The sequence below is a fragment of the Pseudomonas sp. BF-RE-25 genome (genome assembly GCF_019956105.1).
In the GTDB taxonomy this organism is placed as follows: domain Bacteria; phylum Pseudomonadota; class Gammaproteobacteria; order Pseudomonadales; family Pseudomonadaceae; genus Aquipseudomonas; species Aquipseudomonas migulae.
The window spans coordinates 37,530-62,376 of the sequence record NZ_JAHBDB010000032.1; the positions used below are offsets into that span (position 1 = coordinate 37,530).

The window sequence follows — 24,847 nt, forward strand, 5'->3', positions numbered from 1 at the left end:
TTTTGGTCTCACTCTACATTCATCCACTTGGTCGGATCCACTTGATGCCATTGCTGTGCTTCGCGATCAAATTCCGTCCACACGGCTACCAGCTTGGCACGATCACCAGTGAACATCGGACTCTCCAGATGCTTGAATTGGTCGAACTGTGCGACGGGTAATACAGTACCTGCGCCGCTATAACAAAACCAAGTACCCACTACATGCGCAACCTCAGCAATTTCACGCATAGCCTGCTTGGCGTCAGTCAAGCCCCAGCGTTCCAGAACTCGCCCTTGACGGCTTGCCTCTGTGGCAGCGTGGGCAATGTCGACGTTGACGTGATCAATCACGGACGATAGCCGCTCCAAACGGGACTCAAGCATGTCGAATATTTCCACCCGAATGAGATCATCAGGCCTAGAGAGGTTCGCAGTCACGCCGCTGAGCCAATCAAATTCCTCGTGCCGTTTCATCGCAAGCTCATGGTGGAATTCAATCGGTACCCAGTAATTGCGGTTCCCCTGTCGAAGCTGCTCTATGGCGTAGGCGTCGCTCGCGGCGCGAGTGCGGAGGTAGTTGTACTCCAGGCAGGCAATATCTCTGACGTAGGCCTCGCGCGTGAGCTTCCCACGCGAAGCGCGAACATCGGCAATCAGACCACCGAGAGAGCACACGCTTTTGGGGCCGCGAATAGGTTCCTTCTCGACCAGTCGCCGGATTCCCTGCATCGTTCCTGCCCAGAAACCGGACGCCAACATGTCCATTACCAAGCTATTGAGCTGCTTTTCGCCACCGACCTCTGGAGCTTGGCGCACCATTTCAACCACGCACGAAAATGCGGCAACATCCCAAGCCATTCGGGTTAGGGCTTTAGTAATGGCATTCTCTTCTAAATCAAAAATCCTTTTCCACTCTTCGATGCGCTTGAGCACTGACGCCTCCTAAATTCTTTTTGTAAATCATCATCATCGGCGGCGTGCCGATTGCAATGCTGAGCAGTCCCTGTGCTGATGCTCGATAGAGTTAGTTAGATCGGCATTTGGGTGTCGCTCAGCCCTTATGATGAGTGCGTTATGGCTCATACCTCAAGCCACACTTGCCATTTGCCATTTGCCATTTGCCATTTGCCATTTGCCATTTGCCATTTGCCATTTGCCATTTGCCATTTGCCATTTGCCTCCGCCGACAGGTGGCGACTCGCTCATAAGCGGTAGCTGCTGGCCTAAAGTAGACCTCGGCAGGAAGGAGGTGCAGGGTGATCATTGAATGCGGCCTATGGCAAATTTAGGGCCGCTCGGAGGTCGCAACAGGTCGTAAAGCACCGAAGGGCTGAGCTTGGATGTCCGTATTTTATGGCCTGAAGCGGTCTGTAGTGATCCTAGTTCGAATCCTATGCAGACGATCACATGACTAACATTGGCCGAGTGTACGCGCTCTCTGGAACTGCTTGGGGGGGGAGAACACGCTGGTCTAATTTTTAGATTCAATCAATAGGGAAGATATCAGTAAGTGATTTCCAAATTGATTGTAAATAGTCATCAATTTTTTTTCTGTTGTCACTTTCGTTGAAAATCTGTGTTATAGACATATATGGATGAAAGTCGTCATGAAAATTTGTAACATGTTCGCCATCTTTGAGGTATGTATCAGCTGAAGCACCTACCCATCCGATCGGAAGAGGAATTATCGCATTTGGATTGTGAAAAAAAATGGTTCCTTGATTCCAAGTTTCTTTTTCAGATTGATAGGTGCCGACTTCATACATGAATGGTGCGGGGAGGGTAGCGTTTTTGTCATGGCGATAGGATGTCCCATATCGAATCATTCTTAAAGCTGGATCATTCCCTTTGCCTGCATGACTAATGCGATTAAATGTGGCTATGGTGCCGGCATTGCAAAAAAGAATACCAGATATATTTTCCGCGCCCGGCAAATCAAAAAAGCCAGATGGAATTATTTTTGATCCTTTTACATGCTCTTTAATGGGTTTGTGAAGAACAATCAAGTTGCCGGACTTGTCCTTCATGGCATTATATTCAACACCATAAAGATATTGAGCAAGTGCAGACGAAGAAGAGGTCAAGGAGCCTGGACGGCTAAAATCTTGAATTGCAATTACTAACGATTTTCCTTTAACTTGAGGCAAGGTCCAATATTCTTTTTTTAATTTTGAGAATAAGGGGCTGCCTAGGCGTATCGGGATTTCATGACGATAAAGTTCACCTAGCTCACTATCCGTGCTACCAAGATCAGGGAGCATTGAGTAGGGAATAATTCCGCTGTTGTTTGATGGGTTCGCGGTAACCGCTTCTAATGCTATCGTGCGGTCACCTTTGCTCAAAAGAAAATCAGGGCGATCATGTTTTCGGTCAATTTTGAAACTGTGTGACTTGAATAATTCGTTTAAAAATAATTCAAATGTTCTCTGGTCAAAACCAGTGGTCTGAAATTGCTCGACAAAATTCCCATCTGGATCTACGAATTTTTTTTGAATAGCTCTCAAAATAGTTCGGGCGGGTTTAAAGCCGGGGCTGTTTTTGAGCTGGATATATTGAGGGTGCAGCTTCTTTTTATTGTTGCTTGGGTCTTTAAAGAAATCTATTTTCATCATCCGTATCCATCGGCTAGCTTAACTCAACAGTATAACAGTCACTGATCACAGCTAGTCCACTTGTACCAAGGCTGTATGATTCGAATAGTCCAATGTCCGCTTCTGGACGGGGAGCGACGGTGAAGCTGCTACCGTCGCTCTCCGGGGCTCAAACCTCTGTCTGCTCAGCCATCTCTAGAGCGTCGTCGACCTCAATCCGCAGGTACCTGACAGTGCTTTCAAGCTTCGTATGACCAAGCAGGGGTTGGACAGCTTTCAGGTTCTTCGTCCTGCGATAGATCAACGATGCCTTGGTTCTTCGTAGTGTTTGAGCACCATACATGGTTGGATCAAGGCCGTAGTAAGATCTATTGATTGATTTTATAGTCTACAGTAATGCTGTCAGAATGAACCGGCAGCCCCGCAATGTAAATTATACGGCGCTGTTTTGTTTCTTTGTCGGGGTGTCTTTGTTCGTTATTTTAAGCAGCTTAAGGTTGGATAAGTGGATATCCAAGTCGTCTAGCTCAATGTGTTTCAAGCAGAGAAGAAGTAGCGAAAGGTAGAAGTATCCAAATAAAAAATTCCATGTTGCGGCCGTAATGGTGTCAGCGTTGGAGAATATGCTGTTTACGCGGGACGCCACATTTCCATGGATGTTATTATTTCTAGATGCGTACAACAAGCTAAATACTAAAAATTCTACCCTCTGAATCTCAGATGTAAATGAAATCGCCTGAGGTAGCGAATTCCCTTTTGTGTCGAATTGATCTAACATTGGGTTATTTACTAAAATTCTTTGAAGTTCTTTTCTCATTGCGCGGGTTATTTCTCGAGAGGTGTCCGCATTCCCCTTGCTGATGCCAAAATCGACGCTGGTTTTATCTGATGATTCTTTAATGGAGCAGATTTTTGAGTAGTTTCGTCCAAAATTCCAATATAGATGATTGTGGATTGTTTGAAATCTATTTGCGAAAGTTTGATACGAAGATGAGATGTGGATTTCTCTTATCGTCGTTGGGTTTTGGTTGTCGTTGTGCCTTGTAATGGCCATGCCTTTCAAAATGTATGAGGCTAAAAAATTAAGAGTCTTATCCGGCAAGCGCTTTGCAAATTCAATAGTAATTTCATTTATTGTCTTGCTCTCATGTTCTTCTGGGGTGCTTGCTTTGTTTTCAATGCTTGATTGAAGGGTGTTGGAAATCAACTCTAGTGACTTGTCGATCGCCTTGGTATCACCAAGTCTTTTGCTGCTGGTGTTGTGTATAAGGAATAAATCATTGTAACTATTGTTGATGGCCGTCCAAAGATATGTAAATGCCATATCGGGGCGGCGAGGAAGGCATGAGTACGAGTCTACAAGTGTGGTAGCGGCAATGTAAGGGATTTTTTTGGGGTTTGCAGTCCAAGAGGTTGGATTCAGAAACTTAAAACTTTTAAACCATTGGAGCTTTTCGCTTTCCGGCGCTGGCAGTATTTTTTCATGCTCTTTAGAAGTGTAGTTCGTTACAAGCTTGTACAGGTCAGTTAGGCGTTGGTCTTGCTGATTCATGATGCTCCCTGCTAATCGAGATTGATTTTTGGACGAAATCTACCATGCCGTCTTGTCGTTCGCATCTAGTGCGATCTTGGTCACTAGGGATACGGGGCGGTAGCGCCAGCAGAGACAAGAGATAAATTCGCCTTCTGAAAAATCGCTAAGGCGGTCTGATTAAGTTGTTTATAGCTTCAGAAGCGATTGAAAAGGGTATGTCCCGGCGAGCTCCCAACCTTCACCACTTATGAGGTATAAGTTCACCCAGTCTAACCAAAACATCTCGGGGGTCGTCACGACGAGTGCTTGCACCAACCTGATACTTGACAACCCCATCTTCGACTTCAACGGCTTTGACTACATGCGGATAGTCCCACCCTTGCAAGGTCACAACCTGCCCTATCAATGGTGGCCACACTAGATTTTCATTCTCGGGTCGGTCCACCACCTCCAAAATATGATTCGAGACTTCGGAGATTGAATCCAATGACTTATTTACGACATCTAAATCGAGATCATTTGTCTTAGGTTCTGGCTTTTCACGAAGATAGTCTGACAAGGCTTGTTGAAAATCATAAAATTCGCCTTTTACAACAGTATCAACCTTATCAATTTGACTAGCTAAGGATTGAATCTCCGATTTTATATCGTCTATTTCTCGGCTTAAATTTAAATTTGCCAACAGCCAATAGACGTCATCCGCGTTGTAGTGCATGAGCGCACCTCCCAAAGCGCCCACTCTATCTGAGAACCCACCAGCTAATCCATAGTGAGGAGGACGATTATCGCTATGGTCATTCCTCTTCCAGCATGTCGGTGGTGATTGATCCGTCGCCTACGAATCCCAGCAGTTCAGCCTCCCAGTTGAAACAAGACTGCACGAACTCGCGCACCTGCGAGGCTAGTCCGATAACCTGATCACGGTTCAGGTCGACAAAGCCTGTCGCCGCCTTCCATTTGATCTGGTAGTCCGGGTTGAGGGATGCGGTAAAGGCTGCGCCGATCATCAGCGCCTAGCTATCGCGCTCGGTGTTGACCTAGATGCCCTCAACGATGACCCGCCGGTTTCCAGTTGGTAACGCCGCGCGGCAACCCAATCATTTCAGCCATTGCTGACCGGCAGCAATGGGTCGAAAGTAGTCGGCCAGGAACGACAGCTTTCGACATTGCAGTCATTGATACTGTGGCCACTGATCATGAATGTCATACCAGGACGCCTTGGGCGCCAGTTCGATCAGAGTTCGTTCATTCCGTTGTCACAGCTGGCTCGACCTCGAATGCGTTGGGCGATTGCCTGGAGATCGTGTCGATGGAGGATTGCTGCGGTTCGGCCTCGATGAATAGCTCGTTAGTCCGCAACTCCATCGTTGTTAAATGGGTTAGGTCACCTTTTTGGCTTTGAAAATCGAAGCAGGTTGCAGAGTTTTTACACGCTCTAGCCCGATAGGAGCTTAGGGCTTGCATCAACCTTCGGGGATTTTCGACGGGCCAATGCACTTGCTCTTCGGAACACACCTCGCTAACCTGCCCCCGTCGCTGCCAATTCAGCGAACGGGTGTGGTAGCCCGGTTACTTCATAGACCCAGAACGCCTCAGGGCGTTTTTTTTGTGCTGGCTGCTTTGTGGCGGCTGTGCATGGGAGGCTTCGGCCTGCCGGGTTTCTATGACCGGTCTACCACCCTGTGTACAGCCGTCTCCTTATTTTGCGTGGTAGCAAATTTGGAGAGGTCCACTTCATAGAGGCTCCACAATGATCAAAGAAACCCCGAATCCCCCCGATGCAGATGACTGCACAGAAACCGATTTCGAATCCCCACCCCGCAAACCCGCCGAGGCCGAGCGCCGTCCCAACCCCATTTTCACCATCGCCCCCAACGTCAATAACGAAACCCTCCTGGTTCACGCCTGCGAAACACTCGCTTCTGCAAGCGTTATGGCCAGTGAACTGGCGTTCATACTCGAAGGTCCCAAATGCAATTTGGCACTGGGCATTCAGCAAATGATTGCGTTAGCGGAATTGACGGTGAATCGGGTGCTGGATCAGGTTGACCCGCAGGAGTAGGCAAGGGCGTTGATATAACGTGATGCGCCAACAGAAGCTCTGCCCCATTTAGTCGGGGCAGGGCTTTTTTTTGTTTTGGGATTGAAGCCACAGCATTAGAGATCGCCAACCCTGCGTCTTCATCACTCGGAAAAGAATGAGTTAGGATCATCAAAGCCTAAAAACGGAACCTCTCAACCCAAGGATGCGACATTCATGGAAACCCCCTTTTCTCAAATCAGCGAGCGTTTGAACAATCGCCGGTTTACCGTCGCGAATAACGCTCAAGGGCTGTCCGGTGCCGGCACCGTGTTTCACTACCACGTCGAGGGGAATGCCATTTCGAGCACTTACCAGGGCGGACGGATACGCATCGGTCATCAAGTCGGGCGTGTGACAGGCCCCGATACTATTGAGCTACTTTTTCAGTGTTTGACGGCGGATGGCGAGATGCTTGCCGGCTGGTCTCGTGGCACGGTGGGCGTTGATCACGCAGGGCGTACCACTCTGGCCTTCGTTTGGGGTTGGTTGTCGGGCGCGACGGGTGGTGGGGAGTCGAACTACGTCGAGCTTACGGCGTAGCGGTTAAGGTTTATGATCATTGCGTCGACACCCGTGCGGCAGTCGCTTCGACCCGTTCAACAGTCCGATCCGTAATCAATAACGCGCCACTTTCATTGAGGAGAATGACCGTTCATGACGACGCAAACCGAAACCGCCATCCTGGCCGGTGGTTGCTTCTGGGGTATGCAGGATTTGCTGCGACGTTACCCCGGCGTGCTGTCCACACGGGTGGGTTACTCGGGAGGCGATGTGCCGAACGCGACTTATCGCAACCACGGCAATCACGCGGAAGCCATCGAGATCGTGTTCGATCCGCAACAAATCAGCTATCGCCAGATTCTCGAGTTCTTTTTCCAGATTCATGACCCGACGACTCAGAATCGCCAAGGCAACGATGTCGGCGCGAGCTACCGATCTGCGTTGTTCTACCTCAGCGATGAGCAGAGAGAGGTTGCCGAAGACACCGTGGCCGACGTCGAAGCTTCCGGCCTTTGGCCCGGCAAGGTGGTCACCGAAATCACCCCGGCCGGGCCGTTTTGGGAAGCGGAACCGGAACACCAGGATTACCTCGAACGGCTTCCCGACGGTTATACCTGCCACTTCATCCGACCCAACTGGAAATTGCCCAAACGCGGGTAATCAAGTACAGGGGCGGCTCGAATGAGCCGTCTCTGTTCAGCCGCTTTGAGGCAGGTTCAAACCCGCTTCAACACACTATCCCCCGCATCCTTGGGCAACCTGATCACATCAACCAACGCCAACAACCCCAACACCGCCACACCCACAAACGCCACTCGAAAGTCAGCCACCAGCGCCTGCAACTCATGGCCTTGCACCGACATCGACGCCCGCAACAACAACGCAGCAACCGTCACCCCCAGCCCCATGGCCAGTTGAAAAAACATACTGAATAACGCCGACGCTTCGCTCATCCGCGCCTTGGGTACGTCGGCAAAGCCGATGGAGTTGTAGCAGGTGAATTGCATGGATCGCGACAAGCCGCCGATAAATAGCACAGCGGCAATCACGGCAAAGGGTGTCTGTGGGGTGAAGAAGGCGCAGGCGACAATCGAGATCACGCCGATGACGCCATTGATCAGCAAGACTTGGCGGAAACCATAACGCTGCATGATTGCCGTGGTGAACGGCTTCATCGCCAGGTTGCCGGCGAACACCGCGAGCACCAGCAGGCCGGCTTCGACGGGCGATAAGCCGAAGCCGACCTGGAACAGCAGCGGCAGCAAAAACGGCAAGGCGCTGATGGCCAGGCGAAAGAGTGATCCGCCGAAGAGGCTGACCCGGAAGGTGTTGATGGAAACGGTGCCGAGCGGCAAAAGCGGGTGGGTGTGATGTCGGCAGTGGTCCACGGCCCACACGGCGAGGATCATGCCGGCGATCACTAGCGCGAGTCCTGAGTACATGGCGTTGCCGTGCTGGCTGCCCAGCCATTCCAGACCGCCCAGAAGAGAGGCGCAGGCGCCGGCCAGCAGGGCGAAGCCTTTGCCGTCGAATGGGCGGACGTTGTCTTCTCGTCCTTCCGGCACGAGCCACAGTGCGGCAAATAGCGCCAACGCACCGAGCGGCAGGTTGACGTAAAAGATCCACGGCCATGATGCGTGGGTGACGATCAGGCCGCCCACGATTGGCCCGAGAATGGGCGCTACCAGGCCGGGCCAGGTAATCACCGCGATCATTTTTACCAGGTCTTTTTTGTCGGTGTTGCGCAGCACGGCCAGGCGTCCCACCGGCACCATCAGCGCGCCGCCGATGCCTTGGAGCACGCGGGCGAAAACGAACATTTCGATGTTCTGGCTGAGCCCGCAAAGAAGCGAGGCGAGGGTGAAGACGATGATTGCGCCGGCAAACACTTTTCGCGCACCAAAGCGGTCGGCGATCCAGCTGGACAGCGGGATGAAGATCGCCACGGCAAGAATGTAGGCAGTGATGCCGATGTTCATGTCGACCGGCGTAATGCCAAATGCGCTGGCCATGGTGGGCAGCGCGGTGGCGATGACCGTCGCGTCGAGGTTTTCCATGAAAAAGGTCACCGCCACCACCAGCGCGATCAGCCGGGTTTGCAGGCTCAGGCCAGACTCGGCTGTGACACTTGAATCTGGCGTGGCGGGTGACTTCACCGATGTGATCCTTTTTCGAGGCCATTCAAACAAAAAACAACGCCACGAGTTTTACCATTCCGGGACCACTCAGTCTCTAGCTCCGAGGCTTGAGACGCTCGACGATCGCCTTGCCCACGTCCAGCGCGGAACCTGGGTTTTGGCCGGTCACCAGTTCGCGGTCGATGACGACGTTGGAGGCCCACGGCGAGGTGTTGCTGCGATAGACGCCGCCCGCTTGTTCCAGCGCCGTTTGCGGATAGAACTTCATCGCGCCGCCATTCAACAAGCCCTTGGCCAATCCCTCTTCCTGATTGCTGATGACCGTGAATTTGTAGCCGGCGTAGGTCCAGCCTTTGGTGGAGGCTTTGCCAGCGGTTTCGAGTTGTCGGGTGAACGCGACGGGATCGGCCAGGGTCGACAGCAGGGCAATCGGGCCGTGGCAGACGAGGGCGGTGGTCTTGCCGTTGTCATGGAAGTTGTTCAGCAGTTTTCCCAGCGCGGCGCTGTGCAGCAGGTCTTGCATCGGCGCGTGGCCGCCGGGGACGTAGACGGCATCGAAATGCTCGTAGCCGATCTGTTCGACCCGCGCCAGGCTGATGACCGGCGACTCGCCTTTTGAAGTGACTTTTAGCTGATCCAGCAACGCCTTGTGCGCCTGTAAGGCCGCCAAGTCATTGTTGAAATACATCTTGTCGTTGGACGATTGGTCCAGTGTCGGCGCCTTGCCGGTCGGCGTGGCGAAGGTGACCGAGTGCCCGGCATCGAGCAGCAGTTTCACCGGTTGCATCAGTTCGTTCAGGTAGAAACCGGTGGCGAAAACCTTCTGGTCCTTGAGGTCGAGGTGGTCGGAATCGGACAGCACGATCAGGACATTGCTGGCCTGTGCGTTGAAGGCAGCCGCGGAAATGGTCATGGCGAGGGCGAGTCGGGCGATAGGGCGCATGGGAGCTTCCGAACAGTGAGGTGATCGATCGGCGGTCGCCGGATCGTTGATTCACTATATTCATGCCTGTATGGGCGATAAACTCGCTGCGAAGGAAAGCACTTGTTCTTTGGAGGTAAGAGTGACCCGTCGATTCGATTATCTCGCGGACGTTGAAGTGTTCGTCACCGTGGTGGAAAAGGGCTCGTTGAGCGCCGGGGCGGTGTTTCTGGCGACCACGCCGTCGGTGGTCAGCCGGGCGATTTCGCGCCTGGAAGCGCGCCTCGGCGTCCAGCTGTTGCGGCGCACGACCCGGCGTCTGAGCCTGACCGAGGCGGGCCTGCTTTACCTTGAACAATCCCGCGCGGCGTTCGGGTTGATCGATGATGCCGAACGAACGATCCAGGGGCAGGAAGGCGAGTTGACCGGGCGTGTGCGGCTGAGTGTGCCGACGACCTACGGGCATTACCGGTTGCCGCCATTGCTGTGCCGTTTTACCCGGCAGTACCCGCAGGTGCGCATCGAGTTGAGCATCAGCAATCGCAATGTGGACCTGGTGGCGGAAGGGTATGACCTGGCGATTCGTCTGGGGCAATTGCCGGACAGCGGCCTGATCGGACGCAAGCTGGAGGACGCGGGTTTGCGCCTGGTCGCCGCGCCGGACTACCTGAAACGTGCCGGTACCCCGCGCAGTGTCGACGAGCTGGCGGCGCATGCCTGCCTGCCGTTTGTGATGCCCAGCAGCGGCCGCGTCGGGCCCTGGCTGTTTCGTGAACAGGGGGTTGATCGGGAGTGGATACCCGAGGCGAATGTGCAGGTGTCCGACGACGTGCTGGGCATTGTGTCCTTGGCCGAGCACGGCATGGGGATCTGCCAGAGCTACGATTTCATCGTCCGCGAGCGCATTCAAAGTGGACGCCTGGTGCCGCTGCTTGAGCAGTCGGGCGAACGCTCCCGACCGTTCTCGGTGATCTATCCGCCCCATCGCCAATTGTCAGCGACCGCGCGGGCCTTGATCGACTTTCTGACCCGGGAAGTGGCCGAGCCGGCCAGCGAGCCGTCCCGGTAGGTGTCAGCGTACTTGATGCACCGCAGCGCCTGGATCGCCAGCAAGCCGGCTCCTACAGGTTGGGTGGTGTGTCAGGTAAGCCCGGGTTTCTGTAGGAGCCGGCTTGCTGGCGATTCAGGCGGCGCGGTGTGCCTGAACAGACGCCATCGCCGGCAAGCCGGCTCCTACAGGTTCGGTGGTGTGTCAGGTAAGCCCGGGTTTCTGTAGGAGCCGGCTTGCTGGCGATTCAGGCGACGCGGTGTGCATGAACAGACGCCATCGCCAGCAAGCCGGCTCCTACAGGTTGGGTGGTGTGTCAGGTAAACACCGATTTCTGTAGGAGCCGGCTTGCTGGCGATTCAGGCGACGCGGTATGCCTGAACAAATGCCATCGCCGGCAAGCCGGCTCCTACAGGTTCGGTGGTGTGTCAGGTAAGCCCGGGTTTCTGTAGGAGCCGGCTTGCCGGCGATTCAGGCGACGCGGTGTGCCTGAACAGCCGCCATCGCCAGCAATCCAGCTCCTACAGCTTTTTATGAAAAATATTCACAAGTTCAATGAATATTGACCCGCATATTCCGGCGTATCGAGGGGTGTCGCCTGTGATATTTTTTCACTAATCAATGAGCGGGAGACAGACGTGGATAACAGAGCGGGCGAGATGCAGGTTTTTGTGCGGGTCGTCGATGCCGGCAGCTTTTCACAGGCAGCGCGGCAGATGCTGATGACACCTTCCACGGTCAGCAAGCTGATCGTTCGCCTGGAGCTGCGCCTGGGTGTTCGTCTGCTCGAGCGCTCGACCCGCAAGCTGTCGTTGACCGATGAGGGCCGCATTTACTACGAGCGCAGTAACGCTTTGCTGGCCGAGCTCGACGACGTCGAAAGAGTCTTGGCCCAAGGTGCACAGAAAGCCCGTGGGACCGTGCGCATCAATGCCTCGGTGGCGTTTGGCACGCTGGCGATCGAACCGAATCTGCCGGCGTTCTGGGAAGCCCATCCGAACATTCAGATCAACCTGTCCCTGTGCGATGACATCGTCGACATGTACCTGGACCGCACCGACGTTGCCTTCCGGGTCGGCGTATTGACCGACTCGACGTTGCGCGCACGGCGTATCGGTGTTGCCCGGCGCAAGATGGTGGCGTCCCCCGACTACCTGGAAAAGTACGGCGTGCCCCAGACCCTTGAAGACCTCGCCGAGCATAATTGCCTGAGCTTCAATTTCCGCCGCTCCAGTCCGGTCTGGCCGATGCATCAGAGTGGTCGCATCGTCGATCGCATCGTCCAGGGCAACCTGCAAGCGAACAATGGCGAGACGGTTCGGCGCATGGCCATCGCCGGGGTCGGGATTGCCCGATTGGCTGATTTTCACATTGATGAGGACCTGGCCTCGGGGCGTCTGGTCGAGGTGCTTGCGCAGACCGGGCATGATTGCGAGGAAGTCCATGCGCTGTATCAGGGCGGGCAGCATGTGCCCCAGCGTATCCGGACGTTCCTCGACTTTATGGTGCCGCGTCTGCAGGCCTTCATGAACCGGGGATGAGACTTTTTCGGTGCTCAGTCCATGGTTTCGACGATGGCTTTGAGGCGCTCGAGACCAGTGCGGTAGAGCGCCTCGAGACGCGCGACGACCTGCGCTTCGTCGGCCTCCAGGACCTGGAAAGTGCTTGACCAGGAGGCCAGCGTTCTACCGTTGCCATCGCTCTGGGCTGACATCGTGCCGACATAGTCGGTGACCGGTGAGGGGCCTTCGAGCAGGGCGTAGCTGTAGTATTTTTCATTTTCGTCGAACGTGAGCAAGCGCTCGACAATGACGGCACCGTCCGTGGTTTTCAGATGGCGCAGGCGGCCGCTGTCGCTGAGACGGCTGCTGGCGATGACCTCGACCCAGCGCGGGAGCCAGTCAAAGCCGCCCAGTAGCGACCAGACCTGTTCGATGGGGCGTTCAATGGCAATCCAGATGTGGACTTCACTCATGTTTTCACCTGTGTGGGAGGAGAGTGTTTTCAGGGTGTTTTGATAATGGTTTGTGGTGTGATCGGGTGATGTCGTTGTTGGCGATGCTCCGGCGGCCAGCCTGATGCATCGGATGTACATGTCTCCTGTAGGAGCCGGCTTGCTGGCGATGCGTCCTTTCAGTCGACAAATATTTCATCTGACCCACCGCTTTCGCCGGCAAGCCAGCTCCTACAGTTGATAGGGGGCGGCAGAAATCAGGCTCACGCCCTTCATTCACCGGCGAATCACCCTGCCAATTCGCGGCACGCAAGCCACCAGCAAGGCATGAACAAACAGCAGAATCCCGGCAACCGAAAGCATGTCCCGCAGGTCTCCACGCAGACATTGCGCCAACAGCAAACACACCAGCGCTGCCAATTGAGTCAGCAAACGATGCGCCAGAGAGACCCTCGGCCCCTCGAACATACAACCGGGCCAACGGTCCGGACCGCCCCGCGAGAGCGCTGCCGCCGCGAGCGCCACCGCGGCATAGATCCATACGCCGGCACTGACATCCGCGAGCGCCAGGCCAATGGCGCTTACCGTCAACAGCAGCGCAATGACAACAGACCGGATGCTCATGGCGCTTCGCTCAACCCCATCGGTGCATCCACCCGCAAACGCAGAACATGGAAGGGCGGCTGGCTGGCGTCTTCACCCGCATTGAGCAGCGGGTGTCGGTGCAACTGGTTCGCTGTGATGTACAGCCATTTTCCTTGCGCATCGAGCTCGACCCCGTCCGGCCAGGCAAGAAGTCGGTCGTCCTGGGCCAGGATGCGATAGCCCGCAGGAGAGGCCAGCCCGATCGCACTGTTGGCGATGTCCGTCACATAGACGTTGCCTTGTGCATCGACATCAAACCCGTCGCAATGCGGCTTCTCGCACCAGTATTCCACCGCCTCGCTCAACGGCGCGTCGGCGGCAGGTTGCGCGAGGATTTCGGTGGCGATGCGGTAGACCTTGCGCGCCGACATCGAACCGAAATAAACCCAGCGGCCCAACGGGTCGATGGCGATAGGGTTCAGCCCGTACTGGTAAGCAATGACCTCGCCATCCGGTGTACGCAGCGACAGCGGTTTGCCGGCGACCATCAGCGGCACATCGCCGGGCATCAGGCCCGGGTAGCACTCCAGCGAACGCCACGAAAGACCGCTTTGCAGGTCGACCACGACGATGGCCGGATAGTCGCTCGCACCGCTGGGGTTCATCGTCATGTCGGCGATGTAAATGCGTTGGCGGCGCCAGTCGATGACGAAGTCCTGGGTGAAGGAACTCGGGCGAAGTACGTTCTGCGGCAACACGATCAGGCGGTGCAGGCGTTGTTCGCGATCATTCCAGGCGATGAGCCGGGGCTGTTGCTGCGGGCTGCCCATGTCGAGGATCCAGACGATCCCTTGCGGGTCCGTGCGAATGCCGATCACGGCAGACATGCCACGGCCGTCGACGCCGGGTTTGCCGGCCCAGACCTCATCGGGATAGGCCGCATGCTCGCCGTTTTCGGACACGGCGCGCACCGAGATCGACGGCGCGATGATCGCCGAGACCGATACCAGCACGCGCCCGTCCGGCATTACGGTCGGATTGCCGGGGCGCTCGACTGGAAAGGTCGCGAAAACTTCCAGCGCGCTGCTGTTCATGGCTTTGCCTGCACGAACGATTCGGCGGTGCCGCTGGATGGATCGACAAAGATGATGTCGCTTGGATCGCGACGCGGAGTGTCGACCGACACCATGAACAGCGGGTGTTCGAGAATCTTCGGCATGCCGTGGATGGTGAACTTCTTGAAGAACAGCATCTCGCCCGGACCGACCTCGAATTCTTCGCGGTCCCCCATGAAAAAGGTCGCGCGCCCGGACAGCACAATCAGGTATTCGTCGCAGGTGGCGTGATAGTGCGCAGGCGTCGGGTGATAGACCCGGAAGACCCGCGCACTGGCTTCGTCTTCGTCAGTCAGGCGCGTATCGACCAGCAGTGTTTCGGCGGTTTCGGGGAATGTCTTGACGATCTCGTCGAGATTGAACGAGGCATGGGGTGCGGCCTCGACCAGTTTTTTACGGGTGCTTGCTTCGGTCATCTTGAAACCCTCATTCAGGCGCCTCTGGGGACGCAGTGATGTTGTTTGCGGGTTCAGGATAAGCAGTGGATGGGTGGCCGGGAACGCGGTGGCCGAGCACAAGATTTGAGAACCGAAATAACAATTCGAGCCGAATGCGTGCCCGCCGGGACAGCGTGCTTTTGCGAATTCAATTCCAAACAGCTACGCCTGGCGATGCGTTTCTGAGGTGGGCGGGCTGCGGCATAGTGATGAGTACTCACTATCGAGTCCAGCTGCGTCGGAGACGAAAGATGCAAGTCAGAGCTGCTGTTCTAAGACATATGAATGTTGCGCCGCCTTATGCACAGAGCAAGCCGATCGCAATTGAAACCATCGAGCTGGCGCCACCGGGGCCGGGCGAAGTGCTGGTGCGTATCCGTGCCGCAGGCTTGTGCCATTCCGACCTGTCGGTGATCAATGGCGACCGTCCGCGACCAATGCCCATGGCGCTCGGCCACGAAGCGGCGGGCGTGGTCGAAGCACTCGGCGATGGGGTCAGTGACCTTGAGCCAGGCGACCATGTAGTGATGGTGTTCATGCCCAGTTGCGGCCACTGCCTGCCGTGCGCAGAAGGTCGGCCGGCGCTCTGTGAGCCGGGGGCAAAAGCGAATGCCGCCGGCACGCTGATCAATGGCTCGGTGCGTTTAAGCAGTGCTGCCGGTCACGTCCATCACCATCTCGGCGTTTCGGCGTTTGCCGAATACGCGGTGGTGTCGCGCAACTCGGTGGTCAAGATCGACCGCGATCTGCCCTTTGTCGAAGCGGCGCTGTTTGGTTGTGCAGTGCTGACGGGGGTTGGCGCTGTGGTGAATACCGCGCAGCTGCGGGTGGGCTCGACCGCCGTGGTGATCGGGCTGGGCGGTGTTGGCCTGGCATCGGTGTTGGGGGCGAGGGCGGCCGGGGCGAGCAAAATCATTGCCGTCGACCTGTCACCCGAGAAGCTCGCACTGGCTAAAGAAGTCGGGGCCACTGCGGTGGTCAATGGCGGCGACCCGGACGCCGTGGAGCAGGTGCGGCAACTGACCGGGGGCGGCGCGGACTATGTGTTCGAAATGGCCGGTTCGATCCGCGCACTGGACAACGCTATGCAAATGACCAAACGCGGTGGCATGACCGTGACCGCCGGTTTGCCGCCGCCCGGTTCGGCGCTGCCGGTCAACGTCGTTCAACTGGTGGGTGAAGAGCGCACGCTCAAGGGCAGCTATATCGGCACCTGTGTGCCGCTGCGCGATATTCCACGCTTCATCGAGCTCTATCGCGATGGCCGCCTGCCGGTGGATCGGCTGCTCAGCGGCCGGCTGAAACTGGACGACATCAACGAAGGTTTCGACCGCCTGCACGATGGCAGTGCGGTCCGTCAGGTGATTGAATTTTGAGGAGTGACAGCAGCATGGCCGATTCAAACTTCCTGTCGACGCTCGACGATCCCTCGCTGTTTCGCGAGGCCAACTACATCGATGGTCAATGGCTGGCGATTGGTGAAGGTCGCAGCATCAACGTCATCAACCCGGCCACCGGCAATGTACTGGGGCGCGTGCCTTCACTGGGGGCGAGCGAAACCGCGCGAGCCATTGCCGCCGCCAGGCGCGCACAACCGGCATGGCGTGCGCTCACCGCCAAGGAGCGTGCGGCAAAGCTGCGGCACTTGTTCGAATTGATGATCACCCACCGCGAAGACCTCGCGCGGATCATGACCGCGGAACAAGGCAAGCCGTTGGCCGAGAGTCGCGGCGAGATCACCTACGCCGCGTCGTTCATCGAGTGGTTCGCGGAGGAGGGCAAGCGTGTTTACGGCGACACCATCGCTTCGCACTCGCCGAACAGCCGCATCATCGTGCAGAAAGAACCCATCGGCGTGTTTGCCGCGATTACCCCGTGGAATTTCCCGTCCGCGATGATCACCCGCAAGGCAGGGCCAGGCTGGGCGGCGGGGTGCACCGGTGTGTTGCGCCCGGCCAGCCAGACGCCGTTTTCGGCGATCGCGATTGCCGTGCTGGCCGAACGTGCCGGACTGCCTGCCGGCGTGTGCAACGTGATCACCGGACCGGGCAGTGAAATCGGTGGCGAGCTGACCTCCAACCCGGATGTGCGCAAGCTGTCGTTTACCGGCAGCACCGAGGTCGGCGCAACACTCTTGGCCCAATGCGCACCCACGATCAAAAAGACCAGCATGGAACTCGGTGGCAACGCGCCCTTCATCGTGTTCGACGACGCCGATCTCGATGCGGCAGTGCAGGGGGCGCTGGCGTCCAAGTACCGCAACGCCGGGCAGACCTGCGTCTGCGCCAATCGCTTGCTGGTGCAGGACGGCATCTATGAGGCGTTTGCGGCCAAGCTGAAAACTGCCGTCGAAGCGCTAAAGATTGGCGACGGCTTTGAAGACGGCGTGACGATCGGTCCGTTGATCGACGACAACGCGGTGCGTAAGGCCGAGGAGCATGTCGCCGATGCCGTCGAGCGCGGTGCGTCGGTGTTGACCGGTGGCGAGCGTCATCCTCTGGGGGGCAGTTTCTACCGGCCGACGATCCTGGTGAATGTGCCGCGCGAATCGAAGGTGTTTCGTGAGGAAACCTTCGGCCCGGTGGCGCCGTTGTTCCGTTTCAGCACCGAGGCGCAAGCCATCGAAATGGCCAACGACACCGAGTTTGGTTTGGCCGCGTATTTCTACAGCCGCGATATCGGCCGGATCATGCGCGTGGCTGAGGCGCTGGAGTGCGGCATTGTCGGGATCAACGAAGGGTTGATTTCTACGGAAGTGGCGCCGTTCGGTGGCGTCAAATCGTCGGGACTTGGCCGTGAAGGTTCCAAGTACGGCATCGAGGATTATCTTGAGATCAAATACCTATGTCTGGGAGGAATTAATCGCTGATAGTTTCGGGGGGATGGCCGCCAGGTCATCTCCTTATTTATTGAAAGTTAATTACCCCTACCTGCTTTTAATCTTCTTGTTATTAGTCCTGTCTCCATAATTGGCAATCGCCAAATCATCAGTGAATGCGCTTCACAAGTCATTGTCCCGTGATGTCGGATCGGTGCGATGGTGCTTGTGTGATCCTCGTGTTAGAGCGTTCGTTCGTGTCTTTTAGTCAATATTGTTTTCGTATTCCTGCGGTTTATCTTCGGTGGGTGGTGCTGGAAAATCCTTTCCATCCTGATCACTACCGAGATTTTCCATCATGACTTATTTCAAAAAAATCGTTGCCTTGTTTGCCACCGTGGCTGCTCTTTCTGGATCTTTAGCAGTTCATGCAGAAGAGTCGGGTGCTTTTGTTGAACGCAATAAAACACTGGATGAGCGCGCTGTCGGAAGTTGATTAAACCAGTTCTGGATAAATGAACTGATGTTTTAGTTTTACCCACTTCGGAGAGCACAAAAGTGAACTTGCACACCACGGGGAAACCGGCAGCATCCCCAGTCAAATCAAAGGTAATAAAAGGCGCGGCGTTGTCCGCGATCAGCCTTGCGCTGGTGGCTGCCTTGAGCGGATGCGGTCCGGAAAAGGCCAGCAGCGCGCCGGCGGCACCGAGCGTTACGGTCAGTCAGCCGGTCAAGTCGGTGATCACCGACTGGGACAGTTTTACCGGGCGCTTCGAGGCCACCGATTCGGTGGAAGTTCGTTCGCGGGTCAGCGGCTATCTGGAGAAAGTCGCGTTTCAGGATGGGGCCATCGTCAAGAAGGGCGATTTGTTGTTCGTGATTGACTCGCGCTCATTCCAGGCCGCCGTGATCCAGGCGCAAGGCAAGCTGGCGCAGGTACGCTCGCAACTGGCCCTCGCCGAGCAGGAGTTCGCCCGCGCCAACGTCTTGATCGAGTCCAAAACCATCGCCCGCAGCCTCTACGACCAGCGCTTGCAAGCGCGTCAGGCGGCACAGGCCGAAGTCCTCAGTGCCGAAGGCGCGTTGAGCGCAGCGAAGCTGGACCTGGAATTCACCCGCATCACCGCGCCCATGAGCGGGCGGATCAGCCGCAAGCTGATCAGTGAAGGCAACCTGGTGAATGGCGGCAACAGCAGCGCCACGCTGCTGACCACCATCGTCTCGATTGACCCGATTGATATCTACTTTGATATCGATGAACAGAGCTACCTCAAATACCGTCGCCAGGCGAACGCCGCCGGTAAACAGAGTCAGGTGCGCATTGCCTTGCCCGGCGAAGCCGAGCCGAGCATGACCGGACGCATGGACTTCATCGACAACCGCCTCGATCCGTCGACCGGGACCTTGCGGCAGCGAGCCCGGGTCAGCAATCAGAACCTGCAACTGAGCCCAGGGCAATTTGGCCGGGTGCAGTTCTCCAGTCAGGCACCGTACCCGGCGCTCCTTCTGCCGGACACTGCGATCAGCGTCGATGCGACCCGCAAAGTCGTCTACGTGCTGAATGCGCAGAACAAGGTCGAAGTGCGCCCGGTGACGCTCGGCAAGCTGCATGACGGTTTGCGCGAAATCGCCAGCGGATTGCAGGCGCAGGACCGGGTGATTGTCGATGGCCTGCAACGCGTGCGGGCCGGTGATACGGCCATGGCCGAGGATCGCTCGCTGGCCCAGGCCGCGAAAACCACGGGCAACGAGGAGGCGCCGTTATGAGCCTGGGCCGTACATCCATCGAACAGCCGGTATTGGCGATTGTGCTGTCGATCGTCCTGATGATTATCGGTGGCCTGGCCTATCTGGTCTTGCCGACTTCCGAGTACCCGGACATCGCGCCGCCCACCGTGGTGGTCACCGCGACCTATCCCGGTGCCTCGGCGCAAACGGTCGCCGAGACCCTGGCAATCCCGATCGAGCAGGAGGTCAACGGCGTTGAAGACATGCTCTACATGTACAGCCAGGCGACCTCCGATGGCAGCCTCAACCTGACCGTGACCTTCAAGAGCGGCACCGATGTCGACAAGGCCCAGGTGCTGGTGCAGAACCGTGTGGCGCTGGCCACGCCGCGCTTGCCGGAGCCAGTGCAGCGCAGTGGCGTGACGGTGCGCAAATCATCGCCGACGCAGTTGTCGACGATTTTCATCTCCTCGCCCAAGGGTACTTACGATCAGCTGTACGTCTCCAACTTCGCGATTCGCAACGTCGCCGATGTGCTCAAGCGTATCGACGGTGTCGGCGACATCAACCCGCTCGGCGCACGCGAATACTCGATGCGCATCTGGCTCGATCCGGAGCGTGTGGCGGCGTTCAACCTGACACCTGCCGACATCATCGCGGCCGTGCGTTCGCAAAACACCCAGGTGGCCGGCGGGGTGATCGCCCAGCCGCCAGTGGCGTCCCAGGCGTTTCAGCCGAACCTGATTTTCGAGGGCCGCCTGAAAGAGCCGGCCGACTTCGACAACATCGTTCTCAAGTCGGGAACTGCCGGGCGTCTGGTGCGGCTCAAGGATGTGGCGCGCACGGAAATCGCCGGGCTGGCGTACGTCAACAACACCTATTACTTGCGCAACCCGGCCATCGGCCTGCAAGTGCTGCAACGTCCGGGCGCCAACGCCCTGGCGACGATGAAAGTGGTCGAAGAGACCATGGAGAAAATCGGCAAGGACTTCCCGGAGGGCATCGAATACAGCATCGGTTACAACCCGACGGCGTTCATTGCCGACAGCATCGGCGAGCTGGGCAAGACCATTTACGAGGCGGTCATCCTTGTGGTGCTGGTGATCATGGTTTTCCTGCAAGGCTGGCGGCCGTCGATCATTCCGATCCTGGCCATTCCGGTGTCGCTGGTGGGCACCTTCGCGGTCATGGCAATGCTCGGTTATTCGATCAACAACCTGACCCTCTTCGGGCTGGTGTTGGCCGTGGGCATCGTGGTCGACAACGCCATCGTGGTGGTGGAAAACGTCGAGCGGCATCTGGCCGATGGCAAGAGTCCGCTGGAAGCGACCATCGTCACCATGCAGGAAATCGGCGGTGCGTTGATCGCCATTACCCTGGTGTTGTGTGCGGTGTTCATTCCGACCGCGTTCATTCCGGGGATCTCGGGTGAGTTCTTCCGCCAGTTCGGGATCACGATTGCGGTGGCCACCGCGATCTCGTTGTTCAACTCGGTCACATTGTCTCCCGCCCTGGCGGCGATGATCCTGCGCCGGCATGAACCACAAGCGCATCACGCCGCGAAAACAGGCGTGCTCAAACGGGCGGCTGATGGCTTCAACCGTGGCTTCCTGAAACTCTCTTCGAGTTATGCCGGCAGCGTACGCGGCCTGGTGGCCAGAACACCGTTGATGCTGGCGATCTACGCGGTGCTGATCGCCGCGACCGCATACCTGTTGGTGTCGACGCCCAAGGGTTTCATCCCGGTTCAGGATCGCGGCTACCTGGTGGTCATCGTGCAACTGCCCGATGGTGCATCGCTGGAGCGCACCAACCAAATCTCGCAGCAGATCGAGGCAATTGCCCTGCAGGTGCCGGGAGTGGATCGCGTACCGACGTTCTCCGGGTTTTCGATGGTGACCGGCACCAGTTCCTCGAACTCGGCCGGTCTGGCGCCGGTGTTCCAGCCGTGGTCCGAGCGCAAGGTCCATGGGCTTACCTCGGACAGGATTGCCGAAGACTTGCGTGAACGTTTGAAAGTGGTCAGCGGTGCGACGGTGATTGTTGCCACGCCACCGCCGGTTCAAGGCTTGGGCAGCACCGGTGGTTTCTCCATGCGTTTGCAGGACACTGCCGGGCTGGGCACCGAAGCCCTGGCCAAAGCGACCGATAACCTGATTGCCGCCGCCAACGCCACCCAAGGCATGACCGGCGTGTACTCGCCGTTCTCGGCCCGCACGCCGCAGGTGTTCGTTGAACTGGACCGCGAACGGGCGGAAATGCTCGGCGTACCGAGCAGCCAGATCAACCAAGCCATCGAAACCTACTTTGGTTCGTCGTACATCAACGACTTCAACCTCGTCGGGCGGACTTATCGCGTAACGGCGCAGGCTGACCTGCCGTACCGCGTCACGCCGGAGGATCTGGCACGGGTCAAGGTGCGTAACGATGCCGGTCAGATGGTGCCGATTGCCAGCGTGACACGTCTGCATGAAGCGCTGGGTGTGGAGCGATTCCCGCGCTACAACCTGTTCCCGACCGCGGAAATCAACGGTGATACGTTGCCGGGGCTGGGCTCCGAGTTCGGGATCAAGACCATGGAACGCCTGGCTCAAGAGACGCTGCCGGCGGGTATCACTTATCAGTGGACCGACCTCAGCTACCAGCAGACCACGGCCGGCAACATGGGGTTGTTGGTGTTCCCGCTGTGCGTGATCTTCGTCTACCTGGTGCTGGCGGCGCAGTACGGCAGCTGGAGTCTACCGCTGGCGATCCTGTTGATCGTGCCGATGTGCTTGCTGGCAGCTGCCGGAGGCGTACGGCTGATGGGGCTCGATATCAACATCCTGACCCAGATCGGTTTCATCGTGCTGGTGGGACTGGCGGCGAAGAACGCGATTTTGATCGTCGAAGTGGCGCGTCAGCAGGAGAAGGAAGGGCAGGGCATTGTCGATGCCGTGGTTGAGGCGTGTCGTCTGCGCTTGCGGCCGATCCTGATGACCTCTCTGGCTTTCGTGCTGGGTGTGTTGCCGCTGGTGATGTCCGAAGGCGCGGGTTCCGAAATGCGCCAGGCCGTGGGTTCGGCGGTGTTCTTCGGGATGATCGGCGTCACGTTGTTTGGTCTGTTGTTCACCCCGGTCTTTTATGTGCTGATCCGCCGCCTCGCGGGTGGCGAGCGTCAGGCCAAGGCTCAATCCATTCATTCTGAACAGGGCGTGGCCCATGAATAACTTGCTTCGTGCTCCAGGCCTGATGCTGGGAGCGGCGCTGTTGAGCGCTTGTGCTTCGCCGGTGATGCCACCGCCGTCCGACGTGCCGGTCGAGCGTTTCGTCAACGCGCAAACGGCGCGTCCGGCGAGCGTTACCGACAACTGGTGGACGCGCTATCAGGACCCGCTGCTGGACCGTCTGGTCGAGCGCGCCCTGGGACAAAACCTTGACCTGCAGATTGCCCTGGCGCGTATCGATGCCGGGCGCGCGCTGCGCAACATCAGCGCGGCGTCGGGCAGCCCACAGGTCGATCTCGGGGCAAGCGCGGCGCGTCAGCGGATCTCGGCCGATCAGGCCGGTTTCACGGATTCGCTGATCACCGAGCCGACCTCGGTCGGGTTGAGTGCTGCCTGGGAAATCGATCTGTTCGGACGCATCCGCGAAGGCGTGCGGGCTGCCGACGCGGACCTCAACGCGACCGAGGAAGAGGCGCGGGGCGTGCGGGTAGCGTTGATCACTGAGGTGGTCCAGGCCTATGCCGAGGCGCGCGGCCTGGAGGAACGCCTGGCGATCGTCAAGCAAAGTGCTGCCAGTCAGGCGCAGACCTTGCAACTGACCGAGCAGTTGTATGCGGCCGGGGACACGCCGGAGGCGGATGTGTTGCGTGCACGTTCGCAGTCGGACTCTACCGCTGCTCAGGTGCCGGCGCTGCAATTGAACTGGCAGCGTTCGCTGCATCGGTTGTCGGTGCTGCTGGCCCAGCCGACCGAGGGTTTGTATCAGCAGTTCAGGGACAGTCCGGTGCAGGTTTCCACGGTGTCGTTGCTGGAGGCCGGAACCCCGGCGGATCTGTTGCGCCGCCGGCCTGATATCCGTGCTGCGGAAGCTCGCTTGATCGCGGCCTATGCGCGGGTCGGCGTGGCCAAGGCGGATCTGTTGCCGCGCTTGAGTCTGTCAGCTGCACTGGGGTCTTTGATTGATGGTGTGAGCGCGGCGAACCTGGCCAGTTCGACGTTCTGGCTCGCGGGTTTGAATGCCAGCGTGCCGGTGCTCGATGGTGGCCGTCGACGTAATGTGGTTGATTTGCGGGACGCGGAAGCGCGGCAGGCATTGTTGAGTTATCGGCGCACTGTGCTGGTGGCGGTGTCCGAGGTGGAGTCGGCACTGGCTGCTGCGCAACGTAATGCCGAGCGCCAGACGTTTCTGGCCAGTGCGGCGAGTCAGGCCAGTTCGGCCGCCGTGCAGATTCAAAGGGCGTGGCAGGCGGGGGAGACGCCGTTTCTGGATGTGCTGCAGGCGCAGCGGGTGCAGTTGGCGGCGCAGAATGCGTTGTCCCAGGTCAAGACGGCGCAGTGGCAGAATCAGGCGACGTTGGTGAATGTGTTGGGTGGGTAGGGGGATTGTGTACATATCCATTGTTGCGGTAACGGCGGCTGGCGGTTTCGCCCTTACGGCGAGTCCCTTTTCCAAACGCCGAAAAGGAACCAAAAGGCTTTGCCCCTGACGTACGGTGCCTCGCCTAGGCTCGGCATTCCCTCGCTCCGGTCCTGCTCCGTGGGCCCGCCGCCATCGGCCATACCTGGCCGGGGGGGGCTAACCCGGCATCCATGCCGGGTTGCCCACTGCGCAGAACCTCCACTCGGCCTTCCGACGGGGCAGATCAAGATCAAAAGCCAAAGCCAAAGCCAAAGCCAAGCAACAGCAACAGCAACAGCAGCAGACGCGGTAATTGGCCATGGCACCAATCAACTGTAGGAGCCGGCTTGCTGGCGATAGCGTCCGTCCAGCCAATAAATGCGTCGACTGACCCACCGCTATCGTCGGAACGCCGCCCGCAGCAAGCCGGCTCCTATAAGGGATTGGGTTCACACGATTCAAAATTGTAGGAGCCAGCTTGCTGACGATGGACGTCAACGATAACGCGGGCTGTCTGAATGAACGCGTTGCCCACACGCCTTTCGCCGGCAAGCCGGCTCCTACAGGGATCGGCGTACGCTTTTGATTTCCACCACTCATCAGGCCGAGCGTTAGCTCGCCTTCCGCTTTTGATCTGAGCGCCCCCTCGAGAGGCCGAGTGGAGGTTCTGCGTAGTGGGCAACCCGGCATGGATGCCGGGTTAGCCGCCCCCGGCCATGGATGGCCGATGGCGGCGGGCCCACGGAGCAGGACCGGAGCGAGGGCATGCCGAGCCTAGGCGAGGCACCGAACGAAAGGGGCAAGAGC

Annotated in this window: 22 protein-coding genes and 1 pseudogene; 11 read left to right on the top strand and 12 right to left on the bottom strand. The window is 57.7% G+C overall.

What is annotated here, in order from left to right; genetic code table 11:
- Positions 1–8 precede the first annotated feature (8 nt).
- From KGB24_RS15710 to KGB24_RS15735, 6 genes and pseudogenes are all read right to left on the bottom strand, one after another.
- The gene (locus KGB24_RS15710; RefSeq protein WP_223414162.1) at positions 9–914 is read right to left on the bottom strand and encodes a hypothetical protein; all 906 of its coding nucleotides are present in this window, start codon (positions 912–914) and stop codon (positions 9–11) included.
- Positions 915–1,465: 551 nt separating this feature from the next.
- Positions 1,466–2,590, bottom strand: a complete 1,125-nt coding sequence (locus KGB24_RS15715) for a hypothetical protein (protein WP_223414164.1) — start codon at positions 2,588–2,590, stop codon at positions 1,466–1,468.
- Between the two features lie 151 nt (positions 2,591–2,741).
- Positions 2,742–2,930: pseudogene (locus KGB24_RS15720) on the bottom strand (integrase); the annotation flags it as partial.
- A 75-nt stretch (positions 2,931–3,005) separates the two neighbouring features.
- Positions 3,006–4,124 carry a hypothetical protein gene (locus KGB24_RS15725; protein WP_223414166.1) on the bottom strand — a complete coding sequence of 373 codons (1,119 nt, stop codon included), beginning with the start codon at positions 4,122–4,124 and terminating at the stop codon, positions 3,006–3,008.
- Between the two features lie 220 nt (positions 4,125–4,344).
- Positions 4,345–4,821, bottom strand: coding sequence for a hypothetical protein (locus tag KGB24_RS15730; RefSeq protein ID WP_223414167.1), 477 nt, complete (start codon positions 4,819–4,821; stop codon positions 4,345–4,347).
- Positions 4,822–4,900: 79 nt separating this feature from the next.
- Positions 4,901–5,113, bottom strand: a complete 213-nt coding sequence (locus tag KGB24_RS15735; RefSeq protein ID WP_223414168.1) for a DUF4376 domain-containing protein — start codon at positions 5,111–5,113, stop codon at positions 4,901–4,903.
- A gap of 743 nt (positions 5,114–5,856) precedes the next feature.
- Here KGB24_RS15735 and KGB24_RS15740 point away from each other — a divergent pair.
- From KGB24_RS15740 to msrA, 3 genes are all read left to right on the top strand, one after another.
- Positions 5,857–6,168: a DUF6124 family protein gene (locus KGB24_RS15740; protein WP_223414169.1), complete on the top strand. Its 312-nt coding sequence runs from the start codon at positions 5,857–5,859 to the stop codon at positions 6,166–6,168.
- A 195-nt stretch (positions 6,169–6,363) separates the two neighbouring features.
- Positions 6,364–6,729, top strand: coding sequence for a hypothetical protein (locus tag KGB24_RS15745; protein ID WP_223414170.1), 366 nt, complete (start codon positions 6,364–6,366; stop codon positions 6,727–6,729).
- Positions 6,730–6,843: 114 nt separating this feature from the next.
- Positions 6,844–7,350, top strand: coding sequence for a peptide-methionine (S)-S-oxide reductase MsrA (msrA, locus tag KGB24_RS15750; RefSeq protein WP_192228409.1), 507 nt, complete (start codon positions 6,844–6,846; stop codon positions 7,348–7,350).
- Positions 7,351–7,406: 56 nt separating this feature from the next.
- On the opposite strand, the gene KGB24_RS15755 is transcribed toward msrA, so the two are convergent.
- Entirely contained in the window at positions 7,407–8,846 is a 1,440-nt protein-coding gene (locus tag KGB24_RS15755) for a DHA2 family efflux MFS transporter permease subunit (protein WP_223414171.1), read from the bottom strand.
- 76 nt (positions 8,847–8,922) lie between these two features.
- Positions 8,923–9,771, bottom strand: coding sequence for a type 1 glutamine amidotransferase domain-containing protein (locus KGB24_RS15760; protein WP_223414172.1), 849 nt, complete (start codon positions 9,769–9,771; stop codon positions 8,923–8,925).
- Between the two features lie 121 nt (positions 9,772–9,892).
- On the opposite strand from KGB24_RS15760, the gene KGB24_RS15765 reads away from it, so the two are divergent.
- Complete coding sequence (locus tag KGB24_RS15765; protein ID WP_223414173.1) at positions 9,893–10,819, top strand: LysR family transcriptional regulator; 927 nt, start codon at positions 9,893–9,895, stop codon at positions 10,817–10,819.
- A 617-nt stretch (positions 10,820–11,436) separates the two neighbouring features.
- Positions 11,437–12,339, top strand: a complete 903-nt coding sequence (locus KGB24_RS15770; protein WP_008024148.1) for a LysR family transcriptional regulator — start codon at positions 11,437–11,439, stop codon at positions 12,337–12,339.
- A 14-nt stretch (positions 12,340–12,353) separates the two neighbouring features.
- Here the strand turns inward: KGB24_RS15770 and KGB24_RS15775 are convergent, their stop codons facing one another.
- From KGB24_RS15775 to KGB24_RS15790, 4 genes are all read right to left on the bottom strand, one after another.
- Positions 12,354–12,773 (bottom strand): SRPBCC family protein, encoded by a 420-nt coding sequence (locus KGB24_RS15775; protein WP_192228405.1) that lies wholly within the window; start codon positions 12,771–12,773, stop codon positions 12,354–12,356.
- A gap of 255 nt (positions 12,774–13,028) precedes the next feature.
- Positions 13,029–13,376: a hypothetical protein gene (locus KGB24_RS15780; RefSeq protein WP_223414175.1), complete on the bottom strand. Its 348-nt coding sequence runs from the start codon at positions 13,374–13,376 to the stop codon at positions 13,029–13,031.
- Entirely contained in the window at positions 13,373–14,431 is a 1,059-nt protein-coding gene (locus KGB24_RS15785; protein ID WP_223414176.1) for a major royal jelly family protein, read from the bottom strand. Before KGB24_RS15785 ends, KGB24_RS15780 begins: the two co-directional genes overlap by 4 nt.
- Positions 14,428–14,868, bottom strand: coding sequence for a cupin domain-containing protein (locus tag KGB24_RS15790; protein ID WP_008024140.1), 441 nt, complete (start codon positions 14,866–14,868; stop codon positions 14,428–14,430). The genes KGB24_RS15785 and KGB24_RS15790 overlap by 4 nt, the downstream gene beginning before the upstream one ends.
- A gap of 272 nt (positions 14,869–15,140) precedes the next feature.
- Between KGB24_RS15790 and KGB24_RS15795 the strand changes: the two genes are divergently transcribed.
- The 6 genes from KGB24_RS15795 to KGB24_RS15820 all read left to right on the top strand — a co-directional run bounded on the left by KGB24_RS15795 (position 15,141) and on the right by KGB24_RS15820 (position 24,019).
- Positions 15,141–16,265 (top strand): zinc-dependent alcohol dehydrogenase family protein, encoded by a 1,125-nt coding sequence (locus KGB24_RS15795; RefSeq protein WP_223414178.1) that lies wholly within the window; start codon positions 15,141–15,143, stop codon positions 16,263–16,265.
- Between the two features lie 14 nt (positions 16,266–16,279).
- The gene (gene gabD, locus KGB24_RS15800; protein WP_008033504.1) at positions 16,280–17,758 is read left to right on the top strand and encodes an NADP-dependent succinate-semialdehyde dehydrogenase; all 1,479 of its coding nucleotides are present in this window, start codon (positions 16,280–16,282) and stop codon (positions 17,756–17,758) included.
- A 307-nt stretch (positions 17,759–18,065) separates the two neighbouring features.
- Positions 18,066–18,203 carry a hypothetical protein gene (locus tag KGB24_RS15805; RefSeq protein ID WP_223414179.1) on the top strand — a complete coding sequence of 46 codons (138 nt, stop codon included), beginning with the start codon at positions 18,066–18,068 and terminating at the stop codon, positions 18,201–18,203.
- A 62-nt stretch (positions 18,204–18,265) separates the two neighbouring features.
- Complete coding sequence (locus KGB24_RS15810; protein ID WP_411736631.1) at positions 18,266–19,474, top strand: efflux RND transporter periplasmic adaptor subunit; 1,209 nt, start codon at positions 18,266–18,268, stop codon at positions 19,472–19,474.
- Positions 19,471–22,644 (top strand): efflux RND transporter permease subunit, encoded by a 3,174-nt coding sequence (locus KGB24_RS15815; protein WP_192228398.1) that lies wholly within the window; start codon positions 19,471–19,473, stop codon positions 22,642–22,644. Before KGB24_RS15810 ends, KGB24_RS15815 begins: the two co-directional genes overlap by 4 nt.
- On the top strand, positions 22,637–24,019 hold the full coding sequence (locus KGB24_RS15820) for an efflux transporter outer membrane subunit (protein WP_223414181.1): 1,383 nt from the start codon (positions 22,637–22,639) through the stop codon (positions 24,017–24,019). Before KGB24_RS15815 ends, KGB24_RS15820 begins: the two co-directional genes overlap by 8 nt.
- Positions 24,020–24,847 lie beyond the last annotated feature (828 nt).

Coding starts and splice junctions, on each gene's coding strand:
- KGB24_RS15715 (WP_223414164.1), bottom strand. CDS start 2,590: ATGAAAATAGATTTCTTTAAAGACCCAAGCAACAATAAAAAGAAGCTG.
- KGB24_RS15725 (WP_223414166.1), bottom strand. CDS start 4,124: ATGAATCAGCAAGACCAACGCCTAACTGACCTGTACAAGCTTGTAACG.
- KGB24_RS15730 (WP_223414167.1), bottom strand. CDS start 4,821: ATGCACTACAACGCGGATGACGTCTATTGGCTGTTGGCAAATTTAAAT.
- KGB24_RS15735 (WP_223414168.1), bottom strand. CDS start 5,113: ATGATCGGCGCAGCCTTTACCGCATCCCTCAACCCGGACTACCAGATC.
- KGB24_RS15740 (WP_223414169.1), top strand. CDS start 5,857: ATGATCAAAGAAACCCCGAATCCCCCCGATGCAGATGACTGCACAGAA.
- KGB24_RS15745 (WP_223414170.1), top strand. CDS start 6,364: ATGGAAACCCCCTTTTCTCAAATCAGCGAGCGTTTGAACAATCGCCGG.
- msrA (WP_192228409.1), top strand. CDS start 6,844: ATGACGACGCAAACCGAAACCGCCATCCTGGCCGGTGGTTGCTTCTGG.
- KGB24_RS15760 (WP_223414172.1), bottom strand. CDS start 9,771: ATGCGCCCTATCGCCCGACTCGCCCTCGCCATGACCATTTCCGCGGCT.
- KGB24_RS15775 (WP_192228405.1), bottom strand. CDS start 12,773: ATGAGTGAAGTCCACATCTGGATTGCCATTGAACGCCCCATCGAACAG.
- KGB24_RS15780 (WP_223414175.1), bottom strand. CDS start 13,376: ATGAGCATCCGGTCTGTTGTCATTGCGCTGCTGTTGACGGTAAGCGCC.
- KGB24_RS15785 (WP_223414176.1), bottom strand. CDS start 14,431: ATGAACAGCAGCGCGCTGGAAGTTTTCGCGACCTTTCCAGTCGAGCGC.
- KGB24_RS15790 (WP_008024140.1), bottom strand. CDS start 14,868: ATGACCGAAGCAAGCACCCGTAAAAAACTGGTCGAGGCCGCACCCCAT.
- KGB24_RS15795 (WP_223414178.1), top strand. CDS start 15,141: ATGCAAGTCAGAGCTGCTGTTCTAAGACATATGAATGTTGCGCCGCCT.
- gabD (WP_008033504.1), top strand. CDS start 16,280: ATGGCCGATTCAAACTTCCTGTCGACGCTCGACGATCCCTCGCTGTTT.
- KGB24_RS15805 (WP_223414179.1), top strand. CDS start 18,066: ATGACTTATTTCAAAAAAATCGTTGCCTTGTTTGCCACCGTGGCTGCT.
- KGB24_RS15815 (WP_192228398.1), top strand. CDS start 19,471: ATGAGCCTGGGCCGTACATCCATCGAACAGCCGGTATTGGCGATTGTG.
- KGB24_RS15820 (WP_223414181.1), top strand. CDS start 22,637: ATGAATAACTTGCTTCGTGCTCCAGGCCTGATGCTGGGAGCGGCGCTG.